This is a genomic window from Quadrisphaera sp. INWT6 (genome assembly GCF_015390235.1).
In the GTDB taxonomy this organism is placed as follows: Bacteria; Actinomycetota; Actinomycetes; order Actinomycetales; family Quadrisphaeraceae; genus Quadrisphaera.
Window position 1 is genome coordinate 689,655 of record NZ_VUOH01000001.1, and the last position, 21,696, is coordinate 711,350.

The 21,696-nt window shown below is 70.6% G+C and carries 21 protein-coding genes; 15 read left to right on the forward strand and 6 right to left on the reverse strand.

Annotated features, from left to right (window positions below):
• Nucleotides 1-528: 528 nt before the first annotated feature.
• The 6 genes from F1641_RS20830 to F1641_RS03140 all read left to right on the forward strand — a co-directional run bounded on the left by F1641_RS20830 (nt 529) and on the right by F1641_RS03140 (nt 4,652).
• A complete protein-coding gene (locus F1641_RS20830) occupies nt 529-999 on the forward strand; it encodes a hypothetical protein (protein ID WP_194902969.1) in 471 nt (156 codons plus the stop codon).
• Nucleotides 986-1,753 (forward strand): hypothetical protein, encoded by a 768-nt coding sequence (locus F1641_RS03120; RefSeq protein ID WP_194902970.1) that lies wholly within the window; start codon nt 986-988, stop codon nt 1,751-1,753. The genes F1641_RS20830 and F1641_RS03120 overlap by 14 nt, the downstream gene beginning before the upstream one ends.
• A gap of 316 nt (nt 1,754-2,069) precedes the next feature.
• Nucleotides 2,070-2,783 (forward strand): hypothetical protein, encoded by a 714-nt coding sequence (locus F1641_RS03125; RefSeq protein ID WP_194902971.1) that lies wholly within the window; start codon nt 2,070-2,072, stop codon nt 2,781-2,783.
• A 152-nt stretch (nt 2,784-2,935) separates the two neighbouring features.
• A complete protein-coding gene (locus F1641_RS03130) occupies nt 2,936-3,949 on the forward strand; it encodes an acyl-CoA thioester hydrolase/BAAT C-terminal domain-containing protein (protein ID WP_194902972.1) in 1,014 nt (337 codons plus the stop codon).
• A complete protein-coding gene (locus tag F1641_RS03135; protein ID WP_206690414.1) occupies nt 3,946-4,344 on the forward strand; it encodes a class I SAM-dependent methyltransferase in 399 nt (132 codons plus the stop codon). The genes F1641_RS03130 and F1641_RS03135 overlap by 4 nt, the downstream gene beginning before the upstream one ends.
• Before the next feature lie 44 nt (nt 4,345-4,388).
• Nucleotides 4,389-4,652 carry a hypothetical protein gene (locus F1641_RS03140; protein WP_194902973.1) on the forward strand — a complete coding sequence of 88 codons (264 nt, stop codon included), beginning with the start codon at nt 4,389-4,391 and terminating at the stop codon, nt 4,650-4,652.
• 146 nt (nt 4,653-4,798) lie between these two features.
• Here the strand turns inward: F1641_RS03140 and F1641_RS03145 are convergent, their stop codons facing one another.
• Nucleotides 4,799-5,344: a GNAT family N-acetyltransferase gene (locus F1641_RS03145; RefSeq protein WP_194902974.1), complete on the reverse strand. Its 546-nt coding sequence runs from the start codon at nt 5,342-5,344 to the stop codon at nt 4,799-4,801.
• Between the two features lie 165 nt (nt 5,345-5,509).
• Between F1641_RS03145 and F1641_RS03150 the strand changes: the two genes are divergently transcribed.
• The 6 genes from F1641_RS03150 to F1641_RS03175 all read left to right on the forward strand — a co-directional run bounded on the left by F1641_RS03150 (nt 5,510) and on the right by F1641_RS03175 (nt 15,034).
• The gene (locus F1641_RS03150; RefSeq protein ID WP_194902975.1) at nt 5,510-5,746 is read left to right on the forward strand and encodes a hypothetical protein; all 237 of its coding nucleotides are present in this window, start codon (nt 5,510-5,512) and stop codon (nt 5,744-5,746) included.
• A 367-nt stretch (nt 5,747-6,113) separates the two neighbouring features.
• The gene (istA, locus tag F1641_RS03155; protein ID WP_255513843.1) at nt 6,114-7,820 is read left to right on the forward strand and encodes an IS21 family transposase; all 1,707 of its coding nucleotides are present in this window, start codon (nt 6,114-6,116) and stop codon (nt 7,818-7,820) included.
• Nucleotides 7,817-8,692: an IS21-like element helper ATPase IstB gene (gene istB / locus F1641_RS03160; protein ID WP_194902976.1), complete on the forward strand. Its 876-nt coding sequence runs from the start codon at nt 7,817-7,819 to the stop codon at nt 8,690-8,692. Before istA ends, istB begins: the two co-directional genes overlap by 4 nt.
• An 80-nt stretch (nt 8,693-8,772) precedes the next feature.
• Nucleotides 8,773-10,704 (forward strand): SpoIIE family protein phosphatase, encoded by a 1,932-nt coding sequence (locus F1641_RS22830; RefSeq protein WP_309225342.1) that lies wholly within the window; start codon nt 8,773-8,775, stop codon nt 10,702-10,704.
• 348 nt (nt 10,705-11,052) lie between these two features.
• Complete coding sequence (locus F1641_RS03170) at nt 11,053-12,633, forward strand: methyl-accepting chemotaxis protein (protein ID WP_309225343.1); 1,581 nt, start codon at nt 11,053-11,055, stop codon at nt 12,631-12,633.
• A gap of 40 nt (nt 12,634-12,673) precedes the next feature.
• Nucleotides 12,674-15,034 (forward strand): bifunctional diguanylate cyclase/phosphodiesterase, encoded by a 2,361-nt coding sequence (locus F1641_RS03175; protein WP_194902978.1) that lies wholly within the window; start codon nt 12,674-12,676, stop codon nt 15,032-15,034.
• Nucleotides 15,035-15,283: 249 nt separating this feature from the next.
• Here the strand turns inward: F1641_RS03175 and F1641_RS03180 are convergent, their stop codons facing one another.
• The 3 genes from F1641_RS03180 to F1641_RS03190 form a co-directional block, all read right to left on the reverse strand.
• On the reverse strand, nt 15,284-15,577 hold the full coding sequence (locus F1641_RS03180) for a hypothetical protein (RefSeq protein ID WP_194902979.1): 294 nt from the start codon (nt 15,575-15,577) through the stop codon (nt 15,284-15,286).
• Nucleotides 15,578-15,716: 139 nt separating this feature from the next.
• A complete protein-coding gene (locus tag F1641_RS03185) occupies nt 15,717-16,319 on the reverse strand; it encodes an ester cyclase (protein ID WP_194902980.1) in 603 nt (200 codons plus the stop codon).
• Between the two features lie 77 nt (nt 16,320-16,396).
• Nucleotides 16,397-17,464 (reverse strand): NAD(P)-dependent alcohol dehydrogenase, encoded by a 1,068-nt coding sequence (locus F1641_RS03190; RefSeq protein ID WP_194902981.1) that lies wholly within the window; start codon nt 17,462-17,464, stop codon nt 16,397-16,399.
• 102 nt (nt 17,465-17,566) lie between these two features.
• Here F1641_RS03190 and F1641_RS03195 point away from each other — a divergent pair, with 102 nt between their 5' ends.
• From F1641_RS03195 to F1641_RS03205, 3 genes are all read left to right on the forward strand, one after another.
• Nucleotides 17,567-17,983, forward strand: a complete 417-nt coding sequence (locus F1641_RS03195; protein WP_194902982.1) for a hypothetical protein — start codon at nt 17,567-17,569, stop codon at nt 17,981-17,983.
• A gap of 366 nt (nt 17,984-18,349) precedes the next feature.
• Nucleotides 18,350-18,847, forward strand: coding sequence for a VOC family protein (locus F1641_RS03200; protein WP_194902983.1), 498 nt, complete (start codon nt 18,350-18,352; stop codon nt 18,845-18,847).
• Nucleotides 18,848-19,107: 260 nt separating this feature from the next.
• The gene (locus F1641_RS03205; RefSeq protein WP_375541459.1) at nt 19,108-19,917 is read left to right on the forward strand and encodes an SDR family oxidoreductase; all 810 of its coding nucleotides are present in this window, start codon (nt 19,108-19,110) and stop codon (nt 19,915-19,917) included.
• A 157-nt stretch (nt 19,918-20,074) separates the two neighbouring features.
• Here the strand turns inward: F1641_RS03205 and F1641_RS03210 are convergent, their stop codons facing one another.
• Both F1641_RS03210 and F1641_RS03215 read right to left on the reverse strand, forming a co-directional pair.
• Entirely contained in the window at nt 20,075-20,830 is a 756-nt protein-coding gene (locus tag F1641_RS03210; RefSeq protein WP_194902985.1) for a DUF4304 domain-containing protein, read from the reverse strand.
• Nucleotides 20,831-21,003: 173 nt separating this feature from the next.
• Nucleotides 21,004-21,507, reverse strand: a complete 504-nt coding sequence (locus tag F1641_RS03215) for an STAS domain-containing protein (protein ID WP_206690416.1) — start codon at nt 21,505-21,507, stop codon at nt 21,004-21,006.
• Between the last annotated feature and the right edge of the window lie 189 nt (nt 21,508-21,696).

Here is a 21,696-nt window from a genome sequence, read left to right on the forward strand (position 1 = left end):
CGGGGGCGCGACCGCACGGCCAGCCACCGACAGCCCGGGCCCAGCAGCGTCTACGGTCCTGACCATGCCCATGGACGTCATCCTCGACGTCTCCACCTGGCGAATCAGTGATCGCGAGACCGAGGGCAGCGGCGACAACCGCTGGCTCATCGACCCCGACGAGCAAGAGTGCCTGTGGAAGCCGAACCGCATTCACCCGCGGCACGGCGACGAGCAGGACGAGGACTGGGCTGAGCTGCTGGCCTTCCGGATCGCAAAGGTCCTGGGGGTGCCGGCCGCCGTCGTGCACATGGCCTCCCAGATCTCGGAGGCCGGGCTGCGCAACGGCTCGCTCTCCTACGACCTGGTCTCACCCACCAACAAGCTGCTCGGCTGGTCCATGCACAACGGGGCCGTACTGCTGCAGGACAACAACCCCCTGCACTGGAGCCACTTCTGGCCAGGTTTCGGGCAGCGCCCGCCCAACCGGGTGGGCCACACCCTGACCGCCATCAACGCGGCCCTGGCGGAGGTCGCGCCCCCATCTGGATGGAGTCGGCCTTCGATGCCCGGGGGACCTTCGCCGGCTACCTGCTCCTGGACGCCCTCATCGGCAACCAGGACCGCCACGACTCCAACTGGGGCGTCATCGAGGCTCCCGATGGTGCCCTCTCGCTCGCCCCGACCTACGACCACGGAGCCTCTCTGGGGTTCTCCCTGACCAACGAGGGCCGCCAGGAGATCGTCGACAACACGGACATGCTGGAGGGCTACGCGCGCCGCGGCCGCGCCACCAAGTTCGAAGGCCGCACCAAGCGGCTGGTCACCCTGGTTCACGAGGCTCTGGCGAGCTGTGGTGCCGACGTCAAGCAGGCCTGGCTGGGCCGACTGGGTGACCTGACACCGGACCTGATCTGGGAGCAGGTCCAGGCGGTCCCACGAATGTCCGACGTCGCACGTACGTTCTGTCGAGAGCTGCTCGTCACCAACCGAAGGAGGCTGCTCGATGTCCCTGATTGATGCCCCACTCGAGGGCGCCTCTCTCGGGCAGCAGGTCCAGCGGCTCCTGGTCAGTCGCCAGGACGGCACCCGCATGTACCGACCCATCGGCTTCCTCGAGACCAGCACGGCTGAGGACGGGATGGTCGAGTACTCCTTCGCCTACCTGCGAAGCGCGGTCGAGGCCGAAGACTTCCGACCCTTCCTCGGCTTCCGTGAGATTCGGCGCCACACCTCACGTGGCCTGTTCCCACTCTTCGCCGAGCGCCTCATGGATTCCCGTCGTCCTGATCGGCCTGCGTTCCTGGCCGCTCTAGCGCTGGATGAGGAAGCGACACCATTGACCGTCCTCAGCCGCTCCGGAGGCCAGCGCCATGGTGACGGCATCGAGCTCAGCCCAATTCCCGTCGCCGATGGGCAGGGACGCACCAGCTGCGTCTTCCTGGTGCACGGCGTGCGGCACCGAGACGGTGCGCAAGAGCGCATCGACTCTCTGCAGACCGGCGATCTACTGAGCCTCCGGGACGACCGGGACAACCCCGTGAACCCTGACGCCATGCACGTCGCCATCGCCGATGCCGACGGTACCGAGGTGGGGTGGGTGCCGGACGTCCTGCTGACCTACGTGCGGCAGCTGGAGAACGCCGAGCTGCGCGTCGAGCAGGTCAACCCCCGAGAGGCCGGTCCGCAGCTGCGCCTCCTCGTACGCATCCAGGGAGACGCGGCTCCCGGATGGTCGCCCTTTGAGGGCGAGGGCTGGGAGACCGTCAATTGAGTCGCTGCGCGCGCCACGATGCCTCCGTGGCGACGGGGCCCCGATCCGTCTCACAACGGATCCCCGATTGCGACAGGCCGGGAGTCTCGCTCGGGTCGTCCCGGACAGTTCCAGGCGCCCGGTCGGCGGTCCGCCAGTGACACAACCCCCGCGACGGTCACAACGAGATAAGGGCCTGGCGGCTCATGCGGAGCATGACGCTGCCAGCACGGGATGGGTCTCTAGGACAGTCCCTCGCCTGGACCATGCGCGGCGGCGGTAGGGGCCTGAGCGCACTACCTTGCGGGCGAAGCACTCCGCGACCACTGGAGCACTCATGGCGCCCGGTCCCAACCCCTCCCAGCCAGCGCCGCTCCCGTTGCCCTATGGCGCCGACCAGGAACAGTGGCAACAGGCCCTCGCCCTTGCCCACACCGTTCCCTTACCGCCTCGAGATGGTCAGGCTCAGCGGGCCCGCCGAGACAAAGCAGCCTCCGCCGCAGTCGTCCTGTCCCTGACGGCCACCGTCCTGGTCCTGGCCTACGGACGCAACCAAGCCGGCGCCGCCTCCGCCACGTCCTGGACCCGCCTGAGCTCGCAGCTGGGCCTGACCGTCCTCGGTCTTGCCCTACTGGTGACCGGCGTGGTCGTCGTCATGCGCAGCGGCACCTGGCGAGCTGCTGCCCGCGGTCCCTTGAGCATCCTGGACCGACCTGAACGACGGCTGGTACTGCGCCAGCTGCGCGGCCAGCGGCCCGTGGACACCGCAGACCACCAGCGCATGGTGATCCTGCTGGCGGTGGCCGCAGGGCTCCTGCGGCCGTGGGGGTACGTGCTGACGATCTGCGGGTCGATCACGAACGTCGCCGCTCAGGCCGTTGGGGCTCCCCAGCGGCCGGTGTTCTTGTGGGTGTGGGTGCTCTGCTTGGTGCTCTTCGCGGCCGCGTCGGTCAGGTTGCTGCGCGACAAGGGGGCCGCCGAGCGGTTCCTGGACCGGTACCTGTGGTCGGTTGACGCCGCTGACACCGATGCGGCGGGACAGCGCAGATGAGCCCGGCCTAGCCCAGCGCGCGTACTGAGCCGGTTCGCCTGTGGCTCTGGCCGGGCACGGAGCGGGAGTGGCTGCAGGTCTCGATGACCGCCGCCAGCCCTTGCCTGCCGTTCTCGCCAGCCCGGAGCCAGCCGCTCGACGACGATGGCCCGGTGGAGCACTTGCTGAGCGCCCCCCCAGGAGTCCTGGTCGACCCCAGCGGTGAGCCGCGCTGCGCCGTCCTGGTGCTGTCCGGCTCCTCAGGACGGCTGGAAGCAGACCGTGCCCGGCGCCTGGCCGCCCACGGCGCCGCCGCCGCCGCCATCACCTACTTCGGCGGCCCAGGCCAGCCCCCAGGGCTGTGCGAGGTGGCACTGGAGGCCTTCACCCCGGTGCTGGACCTACTCGCCGCCCGCAGCGAGCACCTCGTGGTCTGGGGAGCCTCCAAGGGCGCCGAGGCAGCGCTGCTGCTGGCCGCCGCCGATGAGCGCATCCGCACCGTCATCGCCGTGGCCCCCACCGCGTACGTCTGGGCCAACACCGGACCCGGCGCCGACAGGAACGAACGGCCGTGGCGCTCCAGCTGGACCCGCGCCGGTCAGCCACTGCCCTTCCTGGCCCTGGTCAATGGCTGGGAGCCCAGCGCCGCCGAGCGCGGCGCCGACGGCGTGCACGGTGTGGACGGTGTGGCGGTGCGCGGCTGGTACGAGGCGAGCCTGGCCGCTGCCGGTGGCGAGCAGGTGCGCGCAGCCTCCATCCCGGTGGAGCAGATCCACGGGCAGGTGGTGCTAGCCGCTGGGGGTGATGACCGGGTCTGGCCCTCAACGCGCTTCGCCGACGACATCACCCAGCGCCGGGCCAGTCATGACCTGACCACCATGGTGCTCACCGAGCAGAACGCCGGCCACCGAGTGGTGCTGCCTGGGGAGGCAGCCGCTGGCGGGGTGGTGGGCTGCTGCGGGGCGGCAGCCCAGAGGCTGACGCGCGCCTCGGCGCGCGTCTGTGGGATGCCACGTGCACGCTGCTGCGGCTCAGCGCACCGTGACCCCCGTGGCGACCTGCGTGGTCACCTGCGCTGGTACCTCCGTGACCGGGCTCGGCCCCGCGCCTCCGCCCTGTCCGCCCTGTCCGCTCTCGAGCCAGCGGCTTGCCGTGGGACACCGACCATCGGCAGGCTCCCCGGGTGAGCAGCACACCGCCGGATGAGGACGGCTCTCCGTCGGCGCAGGTCAGCCGCACCCGCCCCTTCTACTCCTCCTGGGCCCACGTCTATGACCTGCTCGTGGACGACCCGGTCCAGCCCTGGGTGCAGGCCGTCCACGCCGCGGTCAGCGCCCACAACGGCGCTGCAGCCTCGACCGCCGCATCGACCGCCGCCTCGATCCTGGACGCCGGCTGCGGCACCGGTCGCCACGCCGCGGCCCTGGTCGACCTCGGCTACCAGGTGAGCCTGCTGGACGCCGCCCCGCAGCTGCTGGCCATCGCCTCCGGCCGCTGCCCGGGCGCCCCGGTGCGCTGCGAGGACCTGACCACTCTGCGACCACCGCCGCTGTACGACGCGTGGCCTGCCGCGGCGTCCTGAACGACCTCACCACCGACCCAGAGCGCCAGGCCGCACTGGAGGCGATGAGCGCCAGCGTGCGCCCCGGCGGAGTGCTGATCCTGGACGTGCGCGAGGCGGCAGGCTCCGCCGCACGAGCCACCGGAACACCGCGCACCCGCACCGTCGACGTCAGTGGCCGCCTGCCCAGGGTGGGGCCCGGGACGGTGCTGACCTTCACCTCCACCACCACCTGGAACCAGGGGCTGCTCCACGTGCACGAGGAGCACCGGGTGACCTCATCTGAGGGCGAGCAGGTGGCCACGAACGACTTCCGCATGCGCCCCTAGACCCGCCAGGAGCTGAAGACCCGTCTGCAGCTGGCAGGGATGACGTCCGTGGACCTCCGACCGGCACCCGGTCACCGCGGACTGGACAGGCTCCATGTCACCTGCCGCAAGTAGGTGACGGTCAGCAGCACAAGCATCGGCGGTGCTCAGTGCTGCAGGTGTTGAGCAGGCTGCAGGGGCATCGTGGTCACCACCGTGCTGCCGTAGACACTGACAGGCTCGGTGGTGGCGACCTCGGTGAAACCCACCTTGGCCAGCACCCGACGCGATGCGGTGTTCCAGTCCCACACCGTGGCCTTGAGGCTGTGGTGTCCCGATGAGCGCGCCCAGTCAACGACCGCTGTAGCGGCCTCGGTCGCATACCCCTGCCCCCAGAACCGGCGCAACAGCTCGAAGGCCAGCTCAGGGTCCTGGTCACCTTCGCCTTCGATGAGCCCGCAGTAGCCGAGCACTGCGTCGTCGCTCAGGCGCTGCACTGCCAGCAGGCCGCAGGTCGTCGGCGGTGGCTGGGTGCGGATGCGCTGCTGCAGCTCGGCCAGCGTGGGGTGCCCGTCGGCGTTGATGCGTCGGTGGGCTGGCACGCGAGGGTCCCGCTCGAGCCACAGCTGGCGCTGGACGGTGGCCTCGGGGATGCGCCAGGGGCGCAGCAGCAAACGCTCGGTCGTACGTGCGGCTCCGGGATCATTGGCCATGTCAGCCAGCGTGGAGTCCCTGCGGTGAAGAGTCGACCCACGTAGCGACGCGCTGTCCGAGATAGCCATGGACATCCGGGACACCCGGGGGTGAACCGCGCGTCACCGACCCCTCGCCGGGTAGATGAAGAGACGACACCACCCGCCAACGACCCAGGAGTGACCATGCAGATCCCCGAGGACCGCGTCATCCAGTTCATCATGTCCAAGATCGGTGGCCAGCAGGCCGACCAGGCCGGTCAGGAGCTGCCTGACCAGGTCGACACCGACAAGGACGCTGGGCTGCTCGGAAAGTTCGGTGTCGACCCCTCCGACCTGATCGGCATGGTCTCCGGTGGCGGTGGTGACGCCGGGGGAGCAGCGGGTGGGCTCGGTGGCCTCAAGGGCAAGCTGGGCATGTGAGGCGAGGGGGCACTGACGGCATGACAGTGCTGTCGGTGACCCTGGCTCCATCCGCTCACCTGCCCCCGACAGCTGGTGGCTGCGGGCTGGACGCCTCGGTACACCCATAGGTGGCCTCCCCCGGGGGACCTAGGCTCACCAGGCCGCTCCAAGCACGGGGGGCCCCTTGGTGAAAGGCTGACCAGTGGCCCAGGTGCCTCAGATGCCTCAGGTAGACCAGATGCCCGGGCCGGACTTCCGGTAAGAGTGACAGCCTGATCTGGCCCCGGTAGAGGCCGTAGTGATGCTCTGAAGTGGCCCCACTCCCGACCTGACCAGCCCCTACGTTCCGTGACGTCTGCCAAGGCGATCACGGAAGCGCAGGGCCATGAAGGAGAGATCGAGAGTGGAGCAGTTCGAACGTATCCGCAGGGACGCCCGCGATGAAGGGCTCTCCATCCGAGAGCTCGCTACCCGCCACCACGTCCACCGACGCACCGTGCGCCAGGCACTGGCGAACGCGGTCCCGCCGGCCAGGAAGACCCCGGTGCGTACCGCGCCGGTGCTCGGCCCGCACGAGGCCCTCGTGCGTCAGTGGCTGGTCGCGGACCTGGACGCGCCGCGCAAGCAGCGTCACACCGCCCGCCGGGTGTGGCAGCGCCTGGTCGAGGAGCACGACGTGGTGGTCGCGGAGTCCAGTGTGCGCCCGCTGGTCGCGCGGCTGAAGAAGGAGGTCGGGCTGGTCCACGCCGAGGTGATGGTGCCTCAGCACCACGCCCCCGGGGTGGACGCCCAGGTTGACTTCGGGGAGTTCCGCGCCTTCATCGCCGGGGTGGAGGAGAAGGTGTGGATGTTCGTGATGCGCTTGTCGCACTCTGGGCGCGCGGTGCACTACGTCTACCCCAACCAGGCCGCGGAGTCCTTCCTGGACGGGCATGTGCGCGCCTTCGCCCACTTCGGCGGGGTGCCCACGGGGATGGTGCGCTACGACAACCTGCGCCCGGCGGTCACCAAGGTGCTGCTGGGCCGGGAGCGGGAGTGCAACGAGCGGTTCATCGGGATGCGCTCGCACTACGGCTTCGAGTCCTTCTTCTGCAGGCCCGGCAAGCCCGGCGCCCATGAGAAGGGCGGGGTGGAGGGTGAGATCGGCCGCTTCCGGCGCCGGCACCTGACCCCCGTGCCCCGCGTGGCCACCCTGGCCGAGCTGGAAGCGCTGATGGCCGCCGCCGACGCACGGGATGAGGACCGCCGCATCGTCGGACGCCCGGGCAGCGTCGGGGTCACCGCGGCCGCGGAGCGGGCCTGGCTGCGGGCGCTGCCGGCGAGCGGCTATGACGCCACCCAGGTGCTGTCGGTGCGGGTGGACGCCAAGGCCCGCATCTGCGTGCGCCAGTCCTACTACTCCGTGCCCGCGCACCTGGTGGGGCGGCGTGTGGACGTGCGCCTGGGTGCGCGGACCGTGACCGTCCTGCAGCCTGCTGGCGGGTCGGCTGGGGGTGGGCGGGTGGTCGCTGAGCATGCCCGGTCGATGCACAAGTACACCCAGGACCTGCTGCTGGACCACTACCTGGAGGTCCTGACTCGCAAGCCCGGGGCGCTGGCGGGGTCCACCCCACTGGCCGCGGCCCGCGCGGCGGGCCTGTTCACCGATGCCCATCAGCGGTTCTGGGATGCAGCGCGCCGCGCCGGTGGTGACGGAGCAGGGACTCGTGAGCTGATCGAGGTGCTGCTGGGCGCGCGCACGATGCCGGCATCGGCGCTGGTGGCGGGGATGGACGCCGCGGTGCGGATCGCCAACCCGACCGCGGCGGTGGCGCTGGTGGAGGCCCGCCGGGCCATCGAGCACACCACCACGCGCACGACGACGGGCACCACGACGGGCACCACGACGGGCACGACGACGGGCACGACGACGGGCACGACGACGGGTACGACGACGGGCACGACGAGTCCGGCGCCGCGAGGTGTCCTGCACGGTGGGCAGGGCGTCGCGCAGCGCGTCGAGCAGGTCGCTGCCGGGGTCTACGGCGACCCAGCCCGCCCGGCCCCGAGGTTGGACGGCTACGACGAGCTGCTGACGGCGGTGCCGGCATGACCCCGACGACGAGCCCGGTGGCGCGGGCGATCAGCGGCCCGGCCGCGGCCGCAGCGATCGGGGCGGCGTGCACGGTGCTCAAGCTGCCCACCATCCGCACCGAAGCCGCCCGCATCGCCGAGGCAGCAGCCCGTGAACGCCTGTCCCACACCGCGTTTCTGGCGGAGGTGCTGTCCGCCGAGTGCGACGAACGCGAAGCCCGCGCCCGCACCCGACGCGTCAACGAGGCCCGCTTTCCCAGACCCAAGCGGCTGGCGGACCTGGACCTGTCGGTGCTGCCCGGGCTACCGCCGGCGACGCTGGCGCACCTGGCCGAAGGGGCCTGGATCGGCGCCGGGGAGCCGGTGGTGCTGCTGGGTGACTCCGGCACCGGCAAGACCCACCTGCTGATCGCCCTGGGCACCGCCGCCGCCGAGCAGGGCCGACGGGTCCGGTACGTGACCACCGCCGCGCTGGTCAACGAGCTCGTCGAGGCCGCCGACGACAAGCAGCTGTCCCGGGTGGTCGGGCGGTACGCGCGGCTGGACCTGCTGTGCTTGGACGAGGTCGGCTACGTCCACCTGGACCCCCGCGGCGCCGAGCTGCTGTTCCAGGTGATCACCGCGCGGGAGGAGCGGGCGTCGATCGCGTGCGCGTCCAACGCCCCGTTCAGCGAGTGGGGCGCGACGTTCACCGACCCGCGACTGGCGGCGGCGGTGGTGGACCGGTTGACCTACCGCGGGCACATCATCAACACCGGCACGGAGTCCTACCGGCTGCGCAGCACCCGTGCCGCCCGCGGCACCGGACCCCGACCCCCGCAGCGAGCCCCGGTCGGCGAGCACGCCGAGGCCGACAGCGTCGAACACCGCGAGGGGGCCGCCAGCGTCTGACCCACCGACGCCGTCCTCACTGCTCGTAGCGGACGGCGCCCTTCGGCACGAGCCAGGTGGGGCCAAAACAGAGCATCACAGTGGGGCCAGATCGGGTTGACACAACCATCCGGCGCATCTTCGATGAGACACCGGCCCCGCTGCTGCTGCTGACGCCGGACTTCGTCATCGTGCACGCCAACCGTGCATGGCTGCAGGCCACCGCCACCACCTTGGAGGCCACCGTCGGGCGGGGCCTGTTCGAGGTGTTCCCGATGAACCCCGACGACCCAGGCGCCGACGGACTGGTCAACCTGCGCAACTCACTGGCCGCGGCACGCGACTCCCGCCGCCCGGTGACGATGGCGATCCAGAAGTACGACATCCCCCTGCCTGACGGCGCCTGGGCCGAGCGCTACTGGAGCCCGCGCAACGTCCCGATTCTGGACCAGGACGGCCAGGTGGTGTTCCTACTGCACCGCTCGGACGACATCACCGAGTACGTCCACACCCGCGAAGAGGCACGGGAGACCAGCGAGCTGAACCAGCTCCTGCGCCAGCGCGCCGCACGCGTCGAAGCTGACCTGTACGCCCGCACCCGCGAGCTTGAGCAGCTGGTCGCCGACCTGGGACGGGCCACCGCCCGCGCGGAGCTGCTGGCACAGGTGACCAGTGAGCTGGCCGGGACCCTGGACGCCGAGCAGGCCGTGGGGCGCCTGGCGGAGCTGGTGGTACCACTGCTGGCGGACTGGTGCGTCGTCACCCTGGTCACCGACGAGCAGCACCCAGGGCCACGGGTCGCCCTGAGCCGCGCACTGCGCGATGTCGGCTCCTGGCACACCGATCCCGCCCAGCGAGCCCTCGTCGCCGAGTACGCCCGCACCAGGCTCGCGGCGCTGCACCCGGAGTCCCTGCTCGCTCAGGCTCTGGTGACCGGGACCGTCCAGGCCTGCCCCACCGGGGCCACGGACTACCTGACCTCGGTGCTCGCGCCGGGCCGGGCTCGGGAGCTGGCCGCCCAGCTGGCCCCGGAGTCGCTGCTGGTGCTGCCGCTGCGCGCCCGCGGACACACGCTGGGCCTGCTGGTGCTGGCCGGCGGTACCGCTCGCGCGCCGATGTCCGCCGAAGAGGTCGCCACCGCCAGCGACGTCGCCGGCCGCGCGGGCCTGGCGCTGGACAACGCCCGTCTGTACCGCCACCAGCGCGAGCTGGCCGAGGCCCTGCAGCGGTCGCTGCTGACTCCACCGGTCGAGCCCGACCACCTGCAGGTGGTGGTGCTCTACACCCCGGCAGCGCAGTCCTCCCAGGTGGGCGGGGACTGGTACGACGCCTTCCTGCAGCCAGAGGGCACCATGATCCTCACCGTGGGGGACGTGCTGGGTCACGACACCCAGGCCGCCACGACGATGGGGCAGATCCGCTCCCTGCTGCGCGGCATCGCTGTGGCCACCGGCGCTGGTCCGGCGGGGATCCTGACGGGGGTGGACAAGGCGATGACCACCTTGCAGGTGCCCACGACGGCCACCGCGGTGGTCGCGCGTTTCGAGCAGACCGCTGAGCAGCTGCAGCAGGCGGTGACCCGGTTGGTGTGGTCCAACGCCGGCCACCCGCCGCCGATGGTGATCGACGCCGAAGGCGGCGTCACGTCGCTGACCGGTGGGTCCTCTGAGCTGCTGCTGGGGGTGCTGCCCGAGACCGAGCGCACCGATGCGGAGGTGTTCCTGACGGAGGGCTCCACGGTGCTGCTGTTCACCGACGGCCTGGTGGAGCGGCGTGACCAGCCCCTGGAGCAGGGACTGGCGCTGCTGCAGCGGACCCTGGAGGAGCTGGCCGGGGATGACGCCGGCCTGGATGCTCTGTGCGATGGGGTCCTGGCGCGGATGCTGCCGGAGCGGCCCGAGGACGATGTGGCGCTGGTCGCGGTGCGCGTGCATCCGCAGGACCGCCCGCGCCCGTCTGAGGCTGGGCCGCGGCGCCTGCCCGAGGACGTCGAGGACGTCCCTGAGGTGATCACGCGCGCTTCCTCGTGTTAGCGGCTCCACTCCATCGGGCAGCTCAGTTAGGGCCCGATGAGCGACCGTCGATCGGGCGCCTGGAGCCTTCACGGCGGACCGATGACTGAGCTGGCGGCTAGTCGCACTCGGGGATGGGTTACCGGACGCCACGGCCGCCCGGGAACCGCCTTCACTCGAGGAGCTGCAGCCGAGGCCGAGTCACCGGCTAGCTGACAGCCCGGGGATCAGCAGCGACTCGTAGGCATGACTGACGCCAGTCCGGACGGGCGTCTACCCATCGGCATACCGGTCCACCGGTGCACGCGGCGGCCTCACCTGCCGATGACGTGTGCGTCAGGCAAGCAAGCTTCCACCATCGGAGCCACTGTGCTGTCGCACCTGAGCAACATCAAGATCGGTACCAAGCTCACCGCCGTCCAGCTGTTGTCCGGGACGGTGCTCATCGCCGTCGCCGGCTTCGCCGCCGTCCAGCTGGACGCGGCCCAGCAGCGCTCCGAAGGCGTGTACTCCCAGCTAATGTCCGTCGCTGACCTCGGCGCGGTCTACGAGGACGCCGTCGAGATGCGGCTGGACACCGCCAACATGGCCCTTGCCGACGCCGCGGGCGCCGCGAAGATACAGTCCACCGTGGCCGAGCACGAGACGGCGCTGGACACCGAGTGGAAGGCCTACGAGGCCTCCGACCCTCAAGCACTCGACGAATCGCGCAGTGCGGCGTGGGAGGCCATCACCACGTGGCGCCAAGCGCGCGAGCAGCTCAAGACCCTCGCCCTGGCCGATGACGACGCCGGGTACGCCGCGGCCCGCGACGCCTCGGTCACCCCCGCGGCCACCGCCGCCTTCCAGGCCCTGGACGGCTTGCAGAAGGAGGAGTCCGCGGCTGCCCTGGAGATGTCCAATGCCGGTGCTGCCGCGTTCACGACCAGCCTGACGCTCTTCGTCGTCTTGGTGGTGCTCGGCCTGGCGATTGGGCTGGTTCTGAGCCAGGTCATCTCCCGGGGCATCACCACCCGCCTGCGCCGGGTGGTCGCCGTCACCGAGGGCCTGGCAGCAGGACGTCTGGACCAGCGCACCAAGATCGACAGCCGCGACGAGGTCGGTCAGGTGGCCGCCGCCACCGACGCCTCCATCGACCAGCTCGCCGCGGTGGTGGCCACCATCACCACCAAGGCCGAGTCAGTCGCTGCGTCCTCTGAGCACCTCTCGGCGGTCTCGGCCCAGCTGTCGGCCGGGGCGGAGGAGTCCTCGGTGCAGGCCCAGCTGGTCGCCGCGGCCTCGGAGCAGATCTCCGCCTCGATGGCGACCATCGCCGCGGCCGGGGAGGAGATGACCGCAGCGATCGGGGAGATCGCCTCCTCCACCGCATCGGCGTCCTCGACAGCTGAGGATGCGGTCAGCACTGCGACCTCTGCCGGTCAGACCGTGGACCGCCTCGGGGATTCCAGCCGGGAGATCGGTGACGTCGTCAAGCTAATCACCTCGATCGCGGAGCAGACGAACCTGCTGGCCCTGAACGCCACCATCGAGGCGGCCCGGGCCGGTGAGGCGGGCAAGGGCTTCGCGGTGGTGGCCGGTGAGGTCAAGGAGCTGGCCCGTCAGACCGCCCAGGCGACCGAGCAGATCGTGTCTCGGGTGGCGACCGCTCAAAGTGATGCGGCGGCAGCGCGTTCGGCGATCGAGCAGATCGGGGAGGTCATTGGCCGTATCGACGCGCTGCAGGCGACGGTGGCCTCGGCGGTGGAGGAGCAGTCGGCCACGACCGCGGAGATGGTCCGCTCGGTCACGGAGGTCTCCTCGGGCACTCAGGAGATCAGCGCCAACATCGGTGGTGTGGCGGCCGCGGCGGCTGAGACGACCTCGGGGGCGGCGGCGACGAGCACCACCTCCCAGCAGCTGTCGCGCACTGCGGGCGAGCTGCGGGCTGCGGTGGCGATCTTCCGACTGTGAGCGCCCGGTGCCACACGGGGGAACAGAGAGTGATGTGCTGATGGCTGACGCCAGGCCTGCCGCCGGCCCCCGCAGTTTCTTGCTCATCACTGTTCTGGCGTTCCTGATTTGCTGCATCTGCGTGCCAGCTCGTAACGACCTGGAGAGCGCCCTTGGTGCGCGAGCCCTTTCCCACATCGTGGACCTCGGGCTGTACAACTTCGTCTACGTCGCTGCTGCGGTCATGTTGTTCTTCCGACCCGCGCACTCCCCACGAGAGGGGATGGGGTGGCGGATCCTGGCGCTGGGGATGTTGTGCACCGCAGGCGGAAACGCCTGGTACTCCCTGGTCCTGGCTCGCTTGCCCGAGATGCCCTACCCCTCGATGGCAGACGTCTTTTACCTGTCTTGGTACCCGGCCTGCTACCTCGCGATCGTGCTGATCTTGACCGCCCACGTAGGTCGCTTCCCGCTCAGCGTTTGGCTGGACGGCCTCGTGGCCGGTGCTGGGGTTGCCGCCATCGCCGCGGCGATGTGGTTTCGACCTCTGACCGCCACCGACCCCGGCACCCCGCTGCTGACCGTGCTGGCCTCCATCGCCTACCCCGTCTTCGACCTATTGCTGCTGGTGCTGCTGGTCGGAGTGCTCTTCATTTTGCGCACCGCACTTCGCGACTGGGTACTGCTGCTGGCCGCAGGACTGGGCGTGACCGCCGCCAGCGACGTCCTCCTGTCCACGCAAGTCGTCGCCGGCACCTACGTCCAGGGTGGCTGGGGCGATATCGGGTTCCTGTTCGCGATCGTGCTGATGGTCCTGGCCGCGCACCGCAGCCGCCGTTCTCAGCCTGTGGATGCACTCGAGATCCTCACCCGGCGCCGTGGAGGCTCCATGCGGGTCCTGCTCATCCCGCTGCTGAGTGCAGGGGCCAGCCTCGCCCTACTCGCCCTCGGGCAAGGCGAGCGCTTTCCTCCCGTAGCTGGGGTCTTCGCCGCCGTGTGCATCGGCGGTGCCGGGTTGCGCGCCGCACTCACCGTTCGCGAGCTGGCCCAGATGGCTGACGTGCACCGCGAGGCCCGCACCGATGACTTGACCCGACTGCCCAACCGGCGGGCCCTGTACGAGGAATGCGACACCGTCCTTGCCGCTGGGGTACGCAACAAGACCATGACCACGATGCTGTTGATCGATCTCGATGGCTTCAAGGACATCAACGACAGCCTCGGGCACGGCGCGGGAGATGACCTGCTTGTTGCCTTCGCCCAGCGAGTGGAGCACCTCACGGGGCCGGGTGAGCTCTTCGCTCGACTCGGTGGGGATGAGTTCGCCGTGCTGCTGCCACGCACCAGTGAGAGTGAAGGTCTGGCTCTAGCGCAGGAGGTCGTCCGCGCGGCTCGCGAACCCTTCATTCTCGCAGCTGCACGCCTGACCGTCGACGCCTCCATCGGTGTAGCCACCACGACCGCCGGCCCACAGGGCCGCGGGGACCTGCTGCGGATGGCCGACATCGCCATGTACGCCGCCAAGGGCAGCCCGCGTCGGGTCTGCACTCCCGCCGACGCCGTTGATGCCCACCTGGGCGAGACGCGCCTGGCGCTGCTGTCACGACTTCGTGATGGCTTGACCGGCGCCCCTTCTGCACGTGCCACCGCCGGGCGCATCGAAGTCCTGCTCCAGCCCAAGATCGACCTCGCAGACGCGAGTCTGGTGGGCGTTGAAGCCCTGGCCCGCTGGCGCGAACCGGACGGCACCCTCCTACCGCCGAGTGACTTCCTGCCTCTGATGAGCCGCGCGGGGCTGCTGCCGGCCTTGGCAACAGCGGTCCTGAGCGCAGCCCTGGACGCCGCACGCTCGCTGGCTGATGCTGGGCTGGTCGTGCCCGTCGCGGTCAACCTGTCCCCGGTCGACGTCCAGGACCTCGCCTTGGCCGAGCGCCTTCAGCAGCTCCTCACCGAACGCGATCTACCGGCGTCGGCGCTGACCGTGGAACTGACTGAGGACAGCTTGGTCACCGACCCCGACCGTGTCGCCGCAGTGCTGAGTGCGGTCCGCGCCATAGGGGTGCGCGTCAGCCTTGACGACTTCGGCACAGGCTATTCCTCGCTGTCTTATCTGCGTCGCCTGCCCGTGGACGAGGTCAAGCTGGACCGCTCTTTCACCCTGGACATCGAGTCCGACCCGGCCGCCGAGGCCGTCGTCAAGCACACCGTGGGCCTGGTGCACGCTCTGGGTCTGCGCATCGTGGCTGAAGGCATCGAGGACGGCGCGACCGCTGCCGTCATGAGACGACTGGGATGTGATCAGGGCCAGGGCTTCTTTTGGTCACGTCCCACGACGTGTGAGGACCTGCTTCTCACCCACCTTGGACCGCGCAGGCGTTCGACCACATGGAGATCGGACTCACTCTCGACCAGGCGCGGGTGAGCGCCGACCACTGCTGCCAGTCAGCGTCTCGCAGACCACCGTGCTCCGGTCAGCGTCTCGCTGATGACCGGCGGTCACCGAACGCCTCGGCACGCGTGGCGCCTGCCTGGCTTTCGAGGTCAGTGTCCGTCGCAGAGGGGATCGCTGACTGCACGCCGCAGTGGCTGCTGGTGGACGCCGACAGCTCCAACCGCCGGCCGTCGCAGAAAGATCCCCGCCGGACGCTGTACCTCCCCAGCGGCCATTCCGTCAGCGCGGACGACCGCCCCTGGCGGCGGAGGGGCGGGAGGGCGCCTCGTGCCGCGCAGCTTCCACAGCGGCGGCGAACCGGTCGGTGGCCAACCACTGACCCGACACCTCGCCGGTGTCAGGTTCAGCCATGCAGAAGAGGTACTCCGACAGCACGTCAGCGGGAAGGTGGTCTCGCACCTGCAGCGCAAGCTCCTCCGGCACCGCATCAGCCGGATGCCACGAGAGCCACCGGCGCTGCAGCTGCTCATCAAGGCCGCTCCACCAGCCGCGCAGGAGCTGATCGTCGATCACGGCACTGGACGGTAAATCGTCCACGACTGAACTGCAACAGACTCAACAGCCCGCAGGCGGGAGCGGGGGCCGGTGCTGACGCACCGGCCCCCTGCTGCACCTCATGTCACACGTCAGCCCGGCGTCCGGGCCTCGAGCGTCAGCGGTGGGCGCCAGCCTCGTGCTCCGACTCAGCCGCTCGCACGTCCAGCGGAGCCTGCCCGCTCCCGGCGGAGTCGCCAGGGACGTCGGGGTCGTCGGTGCTGAACCGGTCCTCGCGCTCGGTCAGGACCGGCTGGTCGCCCTGGGCGATGGAGTGCACCGTCTCCTCGGAGTCGACTGGCGCGCTGATCTGGGCGCCGAGCTGATGCAGGATCCCCAGCTCGTCCGTCGCTCCCCAGCGCTCCACGATCTTCCCGTCCTCGAAGCGGCCGACCTGCACCCCGCGGGCCTCGACGCGCTTGCCGGTGGCGGGCACTCCCTGGAAGTCGCCCTGGTGGGTGCCGCTGAGCCGGTAGGCGATGACGACGTTGTCCTCGTCGGCGACCAGCTGGTCGACCTGCAGCTGGGCGTCGGGGAAGGCCGCGGTCAGGGTGCGGAAGAAGTCCTTGGTGCCCTCCACGCCGTCGCCCTGGTCAGGGGCCTTGTCGTGGTCGAGCACGTCGGTAGCGAAGACCTCATGGATGCGGTCGATCTGCCCGGCGTTGAGCAGCTCACCCAGGTGCTGCTGGGCGGCGGTGTTGGTCTCTCGTGTCGAAGCCATGGAGTCCTCCTGTGTCGTGGGTGCAGTACTGCGGGGGCGCGGGGGCGGAAGAGCTCGTTCGGAGGTGCCAGCTCTGGTCAGGCGCGGCGCAGGGTGGCGTTGTCGATGACGTAGCGAAAGCGCACGTCCTTGGCCACGACCTCGTCGAAGGCCTCGTTGACCTGCTGCACGGGGATGACCTTCACCTCCGCGGCGATGCCGTGCTCAGCGGCGAAGTCCAGCACCTGCTGGGTCTCAGCGATGCTGCCGATCAACGAGCCGGCCACGGTGACGCGCTTCATGGACACCGCCGCCATGTCCAGGCCCCCTGCTTCCAGCGGCTCCAGCATCCCCACCGAGACCAGGGCGCCGTCGTGGGCGACCAGCTCCACGTACGGCTTCATGTCGAACGGCGTCGGGATCGTCGACAGCACGAAGTCCAGCGAGCTCGCCCGCTCGGAGACCGCGTCCTCGTCGGTCATGTCCAGCACCGCATCGGCGCCCAGGGCCAGTGCTTCTTCGCGCTTGGCCGGCGTCGTGGTCAGGACCACGACCTCATCGGCGCCTCGCGCTTTGGCCAGCTGCACCGCCAGGTGACCGAGCCCGCCCAGGCCAGCCACGCCGACCTTCATCCCCGGGCCGACCTTCCAGTGCTCCAGCGGGGACCAGGTGGTCACCCCTGCGCACAGCAGCGGCGCGGCCGCAGACAGCTCGATGGCGTCGGGGATCTTGAGGACGAAGTGCTCGTGCACCACGACCTGGTCGGAGTACCCGCCCAGGGTCACCTCACCGGTGACCGGGTCGTTGCCGTTGTAGGTGAACACGGCCGGGGGCTGCTGGTACTGCTCTTCGGTGACGCCGCGCTGGTCCTCAGCGCCCCAGTAGACCAGGCACCCCACCCCGACCCGGTCGCCGACGGCGTGGGCGGTGACGCGCTCGCCGACCTCGGCGATGGTCCCGGCGATCTCGTGCCCGGGCATGCACGGCCACTGGGTGGCCAGCGCGCCACCGAACTCGTCGCGCGCCTGGTGGACGTCGGAGTGGCACACACCGCAGTAGGCGATGTCGATGAGGACGTCCTCGGGTCCGACCGGCCTGCGGTCGAACTCCCGGGGCGCCAGGGGCGTCTTCGCGTCGTCAGTGGCCCAGCCGATGTTCTTCGCCATGATCCGTCTGTGCCCCGTCGCGCGCGGTCCATTCGCGTCGCGGGCGCTTAGGTCGTCCACGATACAGATGCGGAGGTCGCTCCCAGCGCGCAGGGTGGGGCGATGGTGACCACGTCGACGTCTCGGGTCCGCACCGCTGCGCGCTGGCTGTTGGGAGGGGCGTTGGTCTTCGCCGGTGTCTCGCACCTGTCCTTCGCGCGTGAGCCGTTCGCGGCTCAGGTGCCGCCGTGGGCGGTGGAGCGCTCACCCTTCGACGAGGACGCGATCGTGCTGATGTCCGGGGTCGCGGAGGTCGCGCTGGGGGCGGGTCTGGTGCTGATGCGCGAGGACCAGCGGCGGATGGGTCTGCTGGCGGCGGCGTTCTTCACCGCGATCTTCCCGGGCAACATCTCCCAGTACACCCAGCGCCGCGACTCCCTGGGTCTGGACTCCGACCGCAAGCGAGCGATCCGGTTGGTGGGACAGCCGCTGCTGGTGGCGTGGGCGTTGTGGAGCACCCGCCAGCGCCCCACCTCCTGAGCACCTTTTGAGATGGCTACGCCGGTCAGGTCCCGCCGTGGGGATCCGGCGCCGCGTCTCGCCCACCACCGACGGCCGAGGTCAGCGGCGCTCGCCGCCGTGCGCCGACGTGTGTCTCGATGAGGACCTCCGCCCGCCCGCGTCAGGGCACGTCGCGGCGCCCGGACGCTCGGGCCGACGTCGTCGCAGATGGGGTCCTCACCAGGGCGGTTGAAGCGTCCGGCACCCTGACCGAAGACGTACCGAGCGCGGCAGCTGTCTCCTACCCGTTCCGACCGTCCCGTCCCGATCGTCGGTCTCCTGCCCGAACCGATGCGCGGCCGGGCCCCCGGTTGCGGTTCGCAGGCGGGCAGCCAGGCTGCGGGGATGGACGAGTCCCGGACCACGGCCGATGGCGGCCGGGACCGCGCTGACGGCGCTGACGGACCGGTGGCCCAGCCGTCCGCGATCGGCCACGTGCGGCTGACCGTCACCGACGCCCACAGGTCGAAGGCCTTCTACAGCTGGCTGCTGGGCGCCGGCGCGCTCCGCACGGACTTCACGCACCTGTGGGGCGACCCCTCCGTGCGCGAGGACCCCGACCGGGTCTACGGCGGCTGCAGCTTCACGGTGGGCCGGCAGGTGCTGGGGCTGCGGCCGGTCGCACCGGCTGACGACAGGTTCGACTCCGACCGCGTGGGCTTGGACCACCTCGCGCTCACCGTCGGCTCACGCCACGAGCTCGAGGCCGCAGCACAGCGGCTGGCAGCAGCGGGCGTCGAGCACGGGGCGGTGAGGGACCTGCCGGCCTTCGGCGTGACGATCCTGTCGGTGCAGGACCCCGATGGCATCAACCTCGAGCTGTCGGCGCCGCTGGAACCCTGAGCACGGACCTGTCCGGGCGGGTCCGAGGACGACGGGGAACCGCACCGCCGGGTCTGCCCCAGGTCCGGCGGCGGGGCACGGCTGCTGACCGCTGGCCCGGCTGCTTCTGGCCGCCAGCGCGCTGGCTCGGCAGGGCGGGACCGCAGTCCCGCCCGGGTGGCGCCGAGTGCCACAGGGGGCAGCTGTTCGACCTGGCGCGACGGCGGTCACCACGCCAGATTGCATCGTGCGCGACCGGGTATCAGGGATGCATGACCAAGATGTGGTTCATCACCGGCGCCTCGCGCGGCTTCGGCCGCGAGTTCACCAAGGCGGCCCTGGCCCGCGGTGACCGCGTGGCCGCCACCGCCCGCGACACCTCCAGCCTCGACGACCTGCGCGCTGAGCACGGCGACGCGCTGCTGCCGCTGCAGCTGGACGTCACCGACCGCGCCGCAGACCGCGAGGCCGTCGCCCGCGCCGCCCGCGAGCTGGGCCGCCTGGACGTGGTGGTCAACAACGCCGGCTACGGCCACTTCGGTGCGGTCGAGGAGCTCAGCGAGGCCGACCTGCGCGAGCAGATGGAGGCCAACCTGTTCGGGGCGGTGTGGGTGACCCAGGCGGCGCTGCCGGTCATGCGCGCCCAGGGCAGCGGGCACATCATCCAGATCACCAGCGTCGGTGGCATCGCCGCCTTCCCCGGCATCGGGGCCTACCACGCCTCCAAGTGGGCGCTGGAGGGGCTGAGCGAGTCCCTGGCCCAGGAGGTCGCCGGCCAGGGCATCAAGGTCACCCTGGTTGAGCCGGGTGGGTTCTCCACGGACTGGTCGGGGGCCTCGGCGCACCACAGCGAGGAGATGCCCGAGTACCAGCCGGTGCGCGACGCCACCCGGGAGCGGTACTCCTCGGCGAGTCCGGGTGACCCGGTTGCTGCGGCGCAGGCGCTGCTGCGGGTCGTCGATGCGGAGGAGCCGCCGCTGCGGGTGCTGTTCGGCAGCGGCCCGACCACTGCGGTGCCGGAGTTGTACGCGAAGCGGCTGGAGACGTGGAAGCAGTGGGAGGGCGTATCCCGGCAGGCCCAGGGCAGCTGACCGCCGTGCGGAGGGCCTCCGTCGACCGCCCGCCTCGGTCCACGTCGCGACGCCTCCGCGCTTGAGGCCACCGTCCGTCATAAAGGGAATCGCTCACCGGGCCAGCGGGCGCAGCAGCACTCATCGGGCTCACCGGCGCGACGCGCCGCCGTTGGACTCAGACCCCTCCCCTCGGCGGCATCATCAGGCCCGTGGAGTCCGCGAACTCCGCGAGGAACTCCAGGTGGCCGTCGTCCTCGGCGCCCGGAGCCAGTTCTGAGCGGCAGTGCCTCACCCATGCCTCGAAGTGGCGCTGGGCTACCTGCCGGTTCCCGGCGCCCAAATGCATCCGCACCGCCAGCAGACGGTCCGGGCCAGCGCCGGCATCACCGCAGATGTCGCGGGAGTCCACCGGCGCGGCCTCGACCTGCTCGAGGATGGACTGCCGCGTGCTGTAGCGTTGCAGCCAGGGCAAGACCTCGCTGTGCAAGAGCTGCACCTGCAGCGCTGCCATGGACTGCGGGTCGTCCAGGGGAAACATCCATTTCAGACCTGGATCATCGCTGACCAGCTCCTCGCGGATGTCGCAGTCGTAGTCGTTCACCCACTCCTTCACGGCCTGGCCGGTGGCGGTAACTGGGGCGCGGTCGCCGTGGTGGCCGTGCTGGAGCTGCCAGGACTCGGCGATGTAGACGCCCAGCTGGACGGCGAACAGGCCCTGCAGGTTCATGTGCACCCCAGGGACCTCCTCGACGCCGGCCGGGTCGGCAGGGGCGAGCTGGTACTTGATGACGTGCACGAGGCCGGGCTGGACGGTGCGGTTGAAGGTGTGCCGGCGTTTGCGGAACCCGGCGGCTGTGAGCGCTGGGTGGACGTGGGCCACGACTTCGCGCATCGCGTCGGCTTCAGGTGTCCCCACCCCGTCAGCATGCATCCCCAGTCGCACCGTAGTTATCGAACGCGCCCGCCGACCGAGCGACACGGAGCTCCTCGACGGTGACGGCGAACTGCGCCGCTGCTCATCGCACAAGGGACCGCCGACCGCCCGCCTCTGCGCACGTCGCGGCACCTGGTGCTCGAGGCCGCCGTTCGTCTCACTCCCAATGGCTACCCGGGCACCACCCTGTGGACGTCGCCGTGGGCGGGGTGCAGGCTGCGCACAGCACTCACCACGTCGGGGTGCAACGGCATCACCCGCGCCAGTCCTGTCACCCTGAACAACGTGTGGATCATCTCCAGGGTGGCGACCACGGCATAGGCCCGACCACCAGGGCGAGCCAGCCGGTGCCCGTGCACCAGCACACCCAAAGCGTAAGAGTCCGCGAAACTCACCTCGCTGAGGTCCACCACCACCGCGCGCACCCCGTCAGCTGCCCGCCCACTGGCACCGCCACTCACTCCAACATCTGGGGTGTCAGGTCGGGCGGAGGCCGGTGGGGGCAACAGCTCCTGCAGCGTCCTCCGCAGCGCCGGACCGGTGTACAGGTCGATCTCTCCACACACCCTGACCACCACCACCCCCTCCAGGTCGGGCAGCGACGCCTGGCCGAGCTCACCGCCGGCTCGCGATCCTTCGAGGACCTGATGGGCTGGCAAGGTCATGATGTCCATCAGCTGCGCTCCTCGGGTCGCCCCCACAACTCGAGGGTGGTGCCAGGCGCTACTGCCTAGCCCCTTTCCAGCGTGCGGCCTGCCGCGCGCATCGGCGCGCCCAAGACCAGCCGGTGCATCACGCGTCCCGTCACCTGGCGCGTGGCCGAACCCTTGCGGGTGAGCACGGGCTGCGGCCTCACCAGCCAA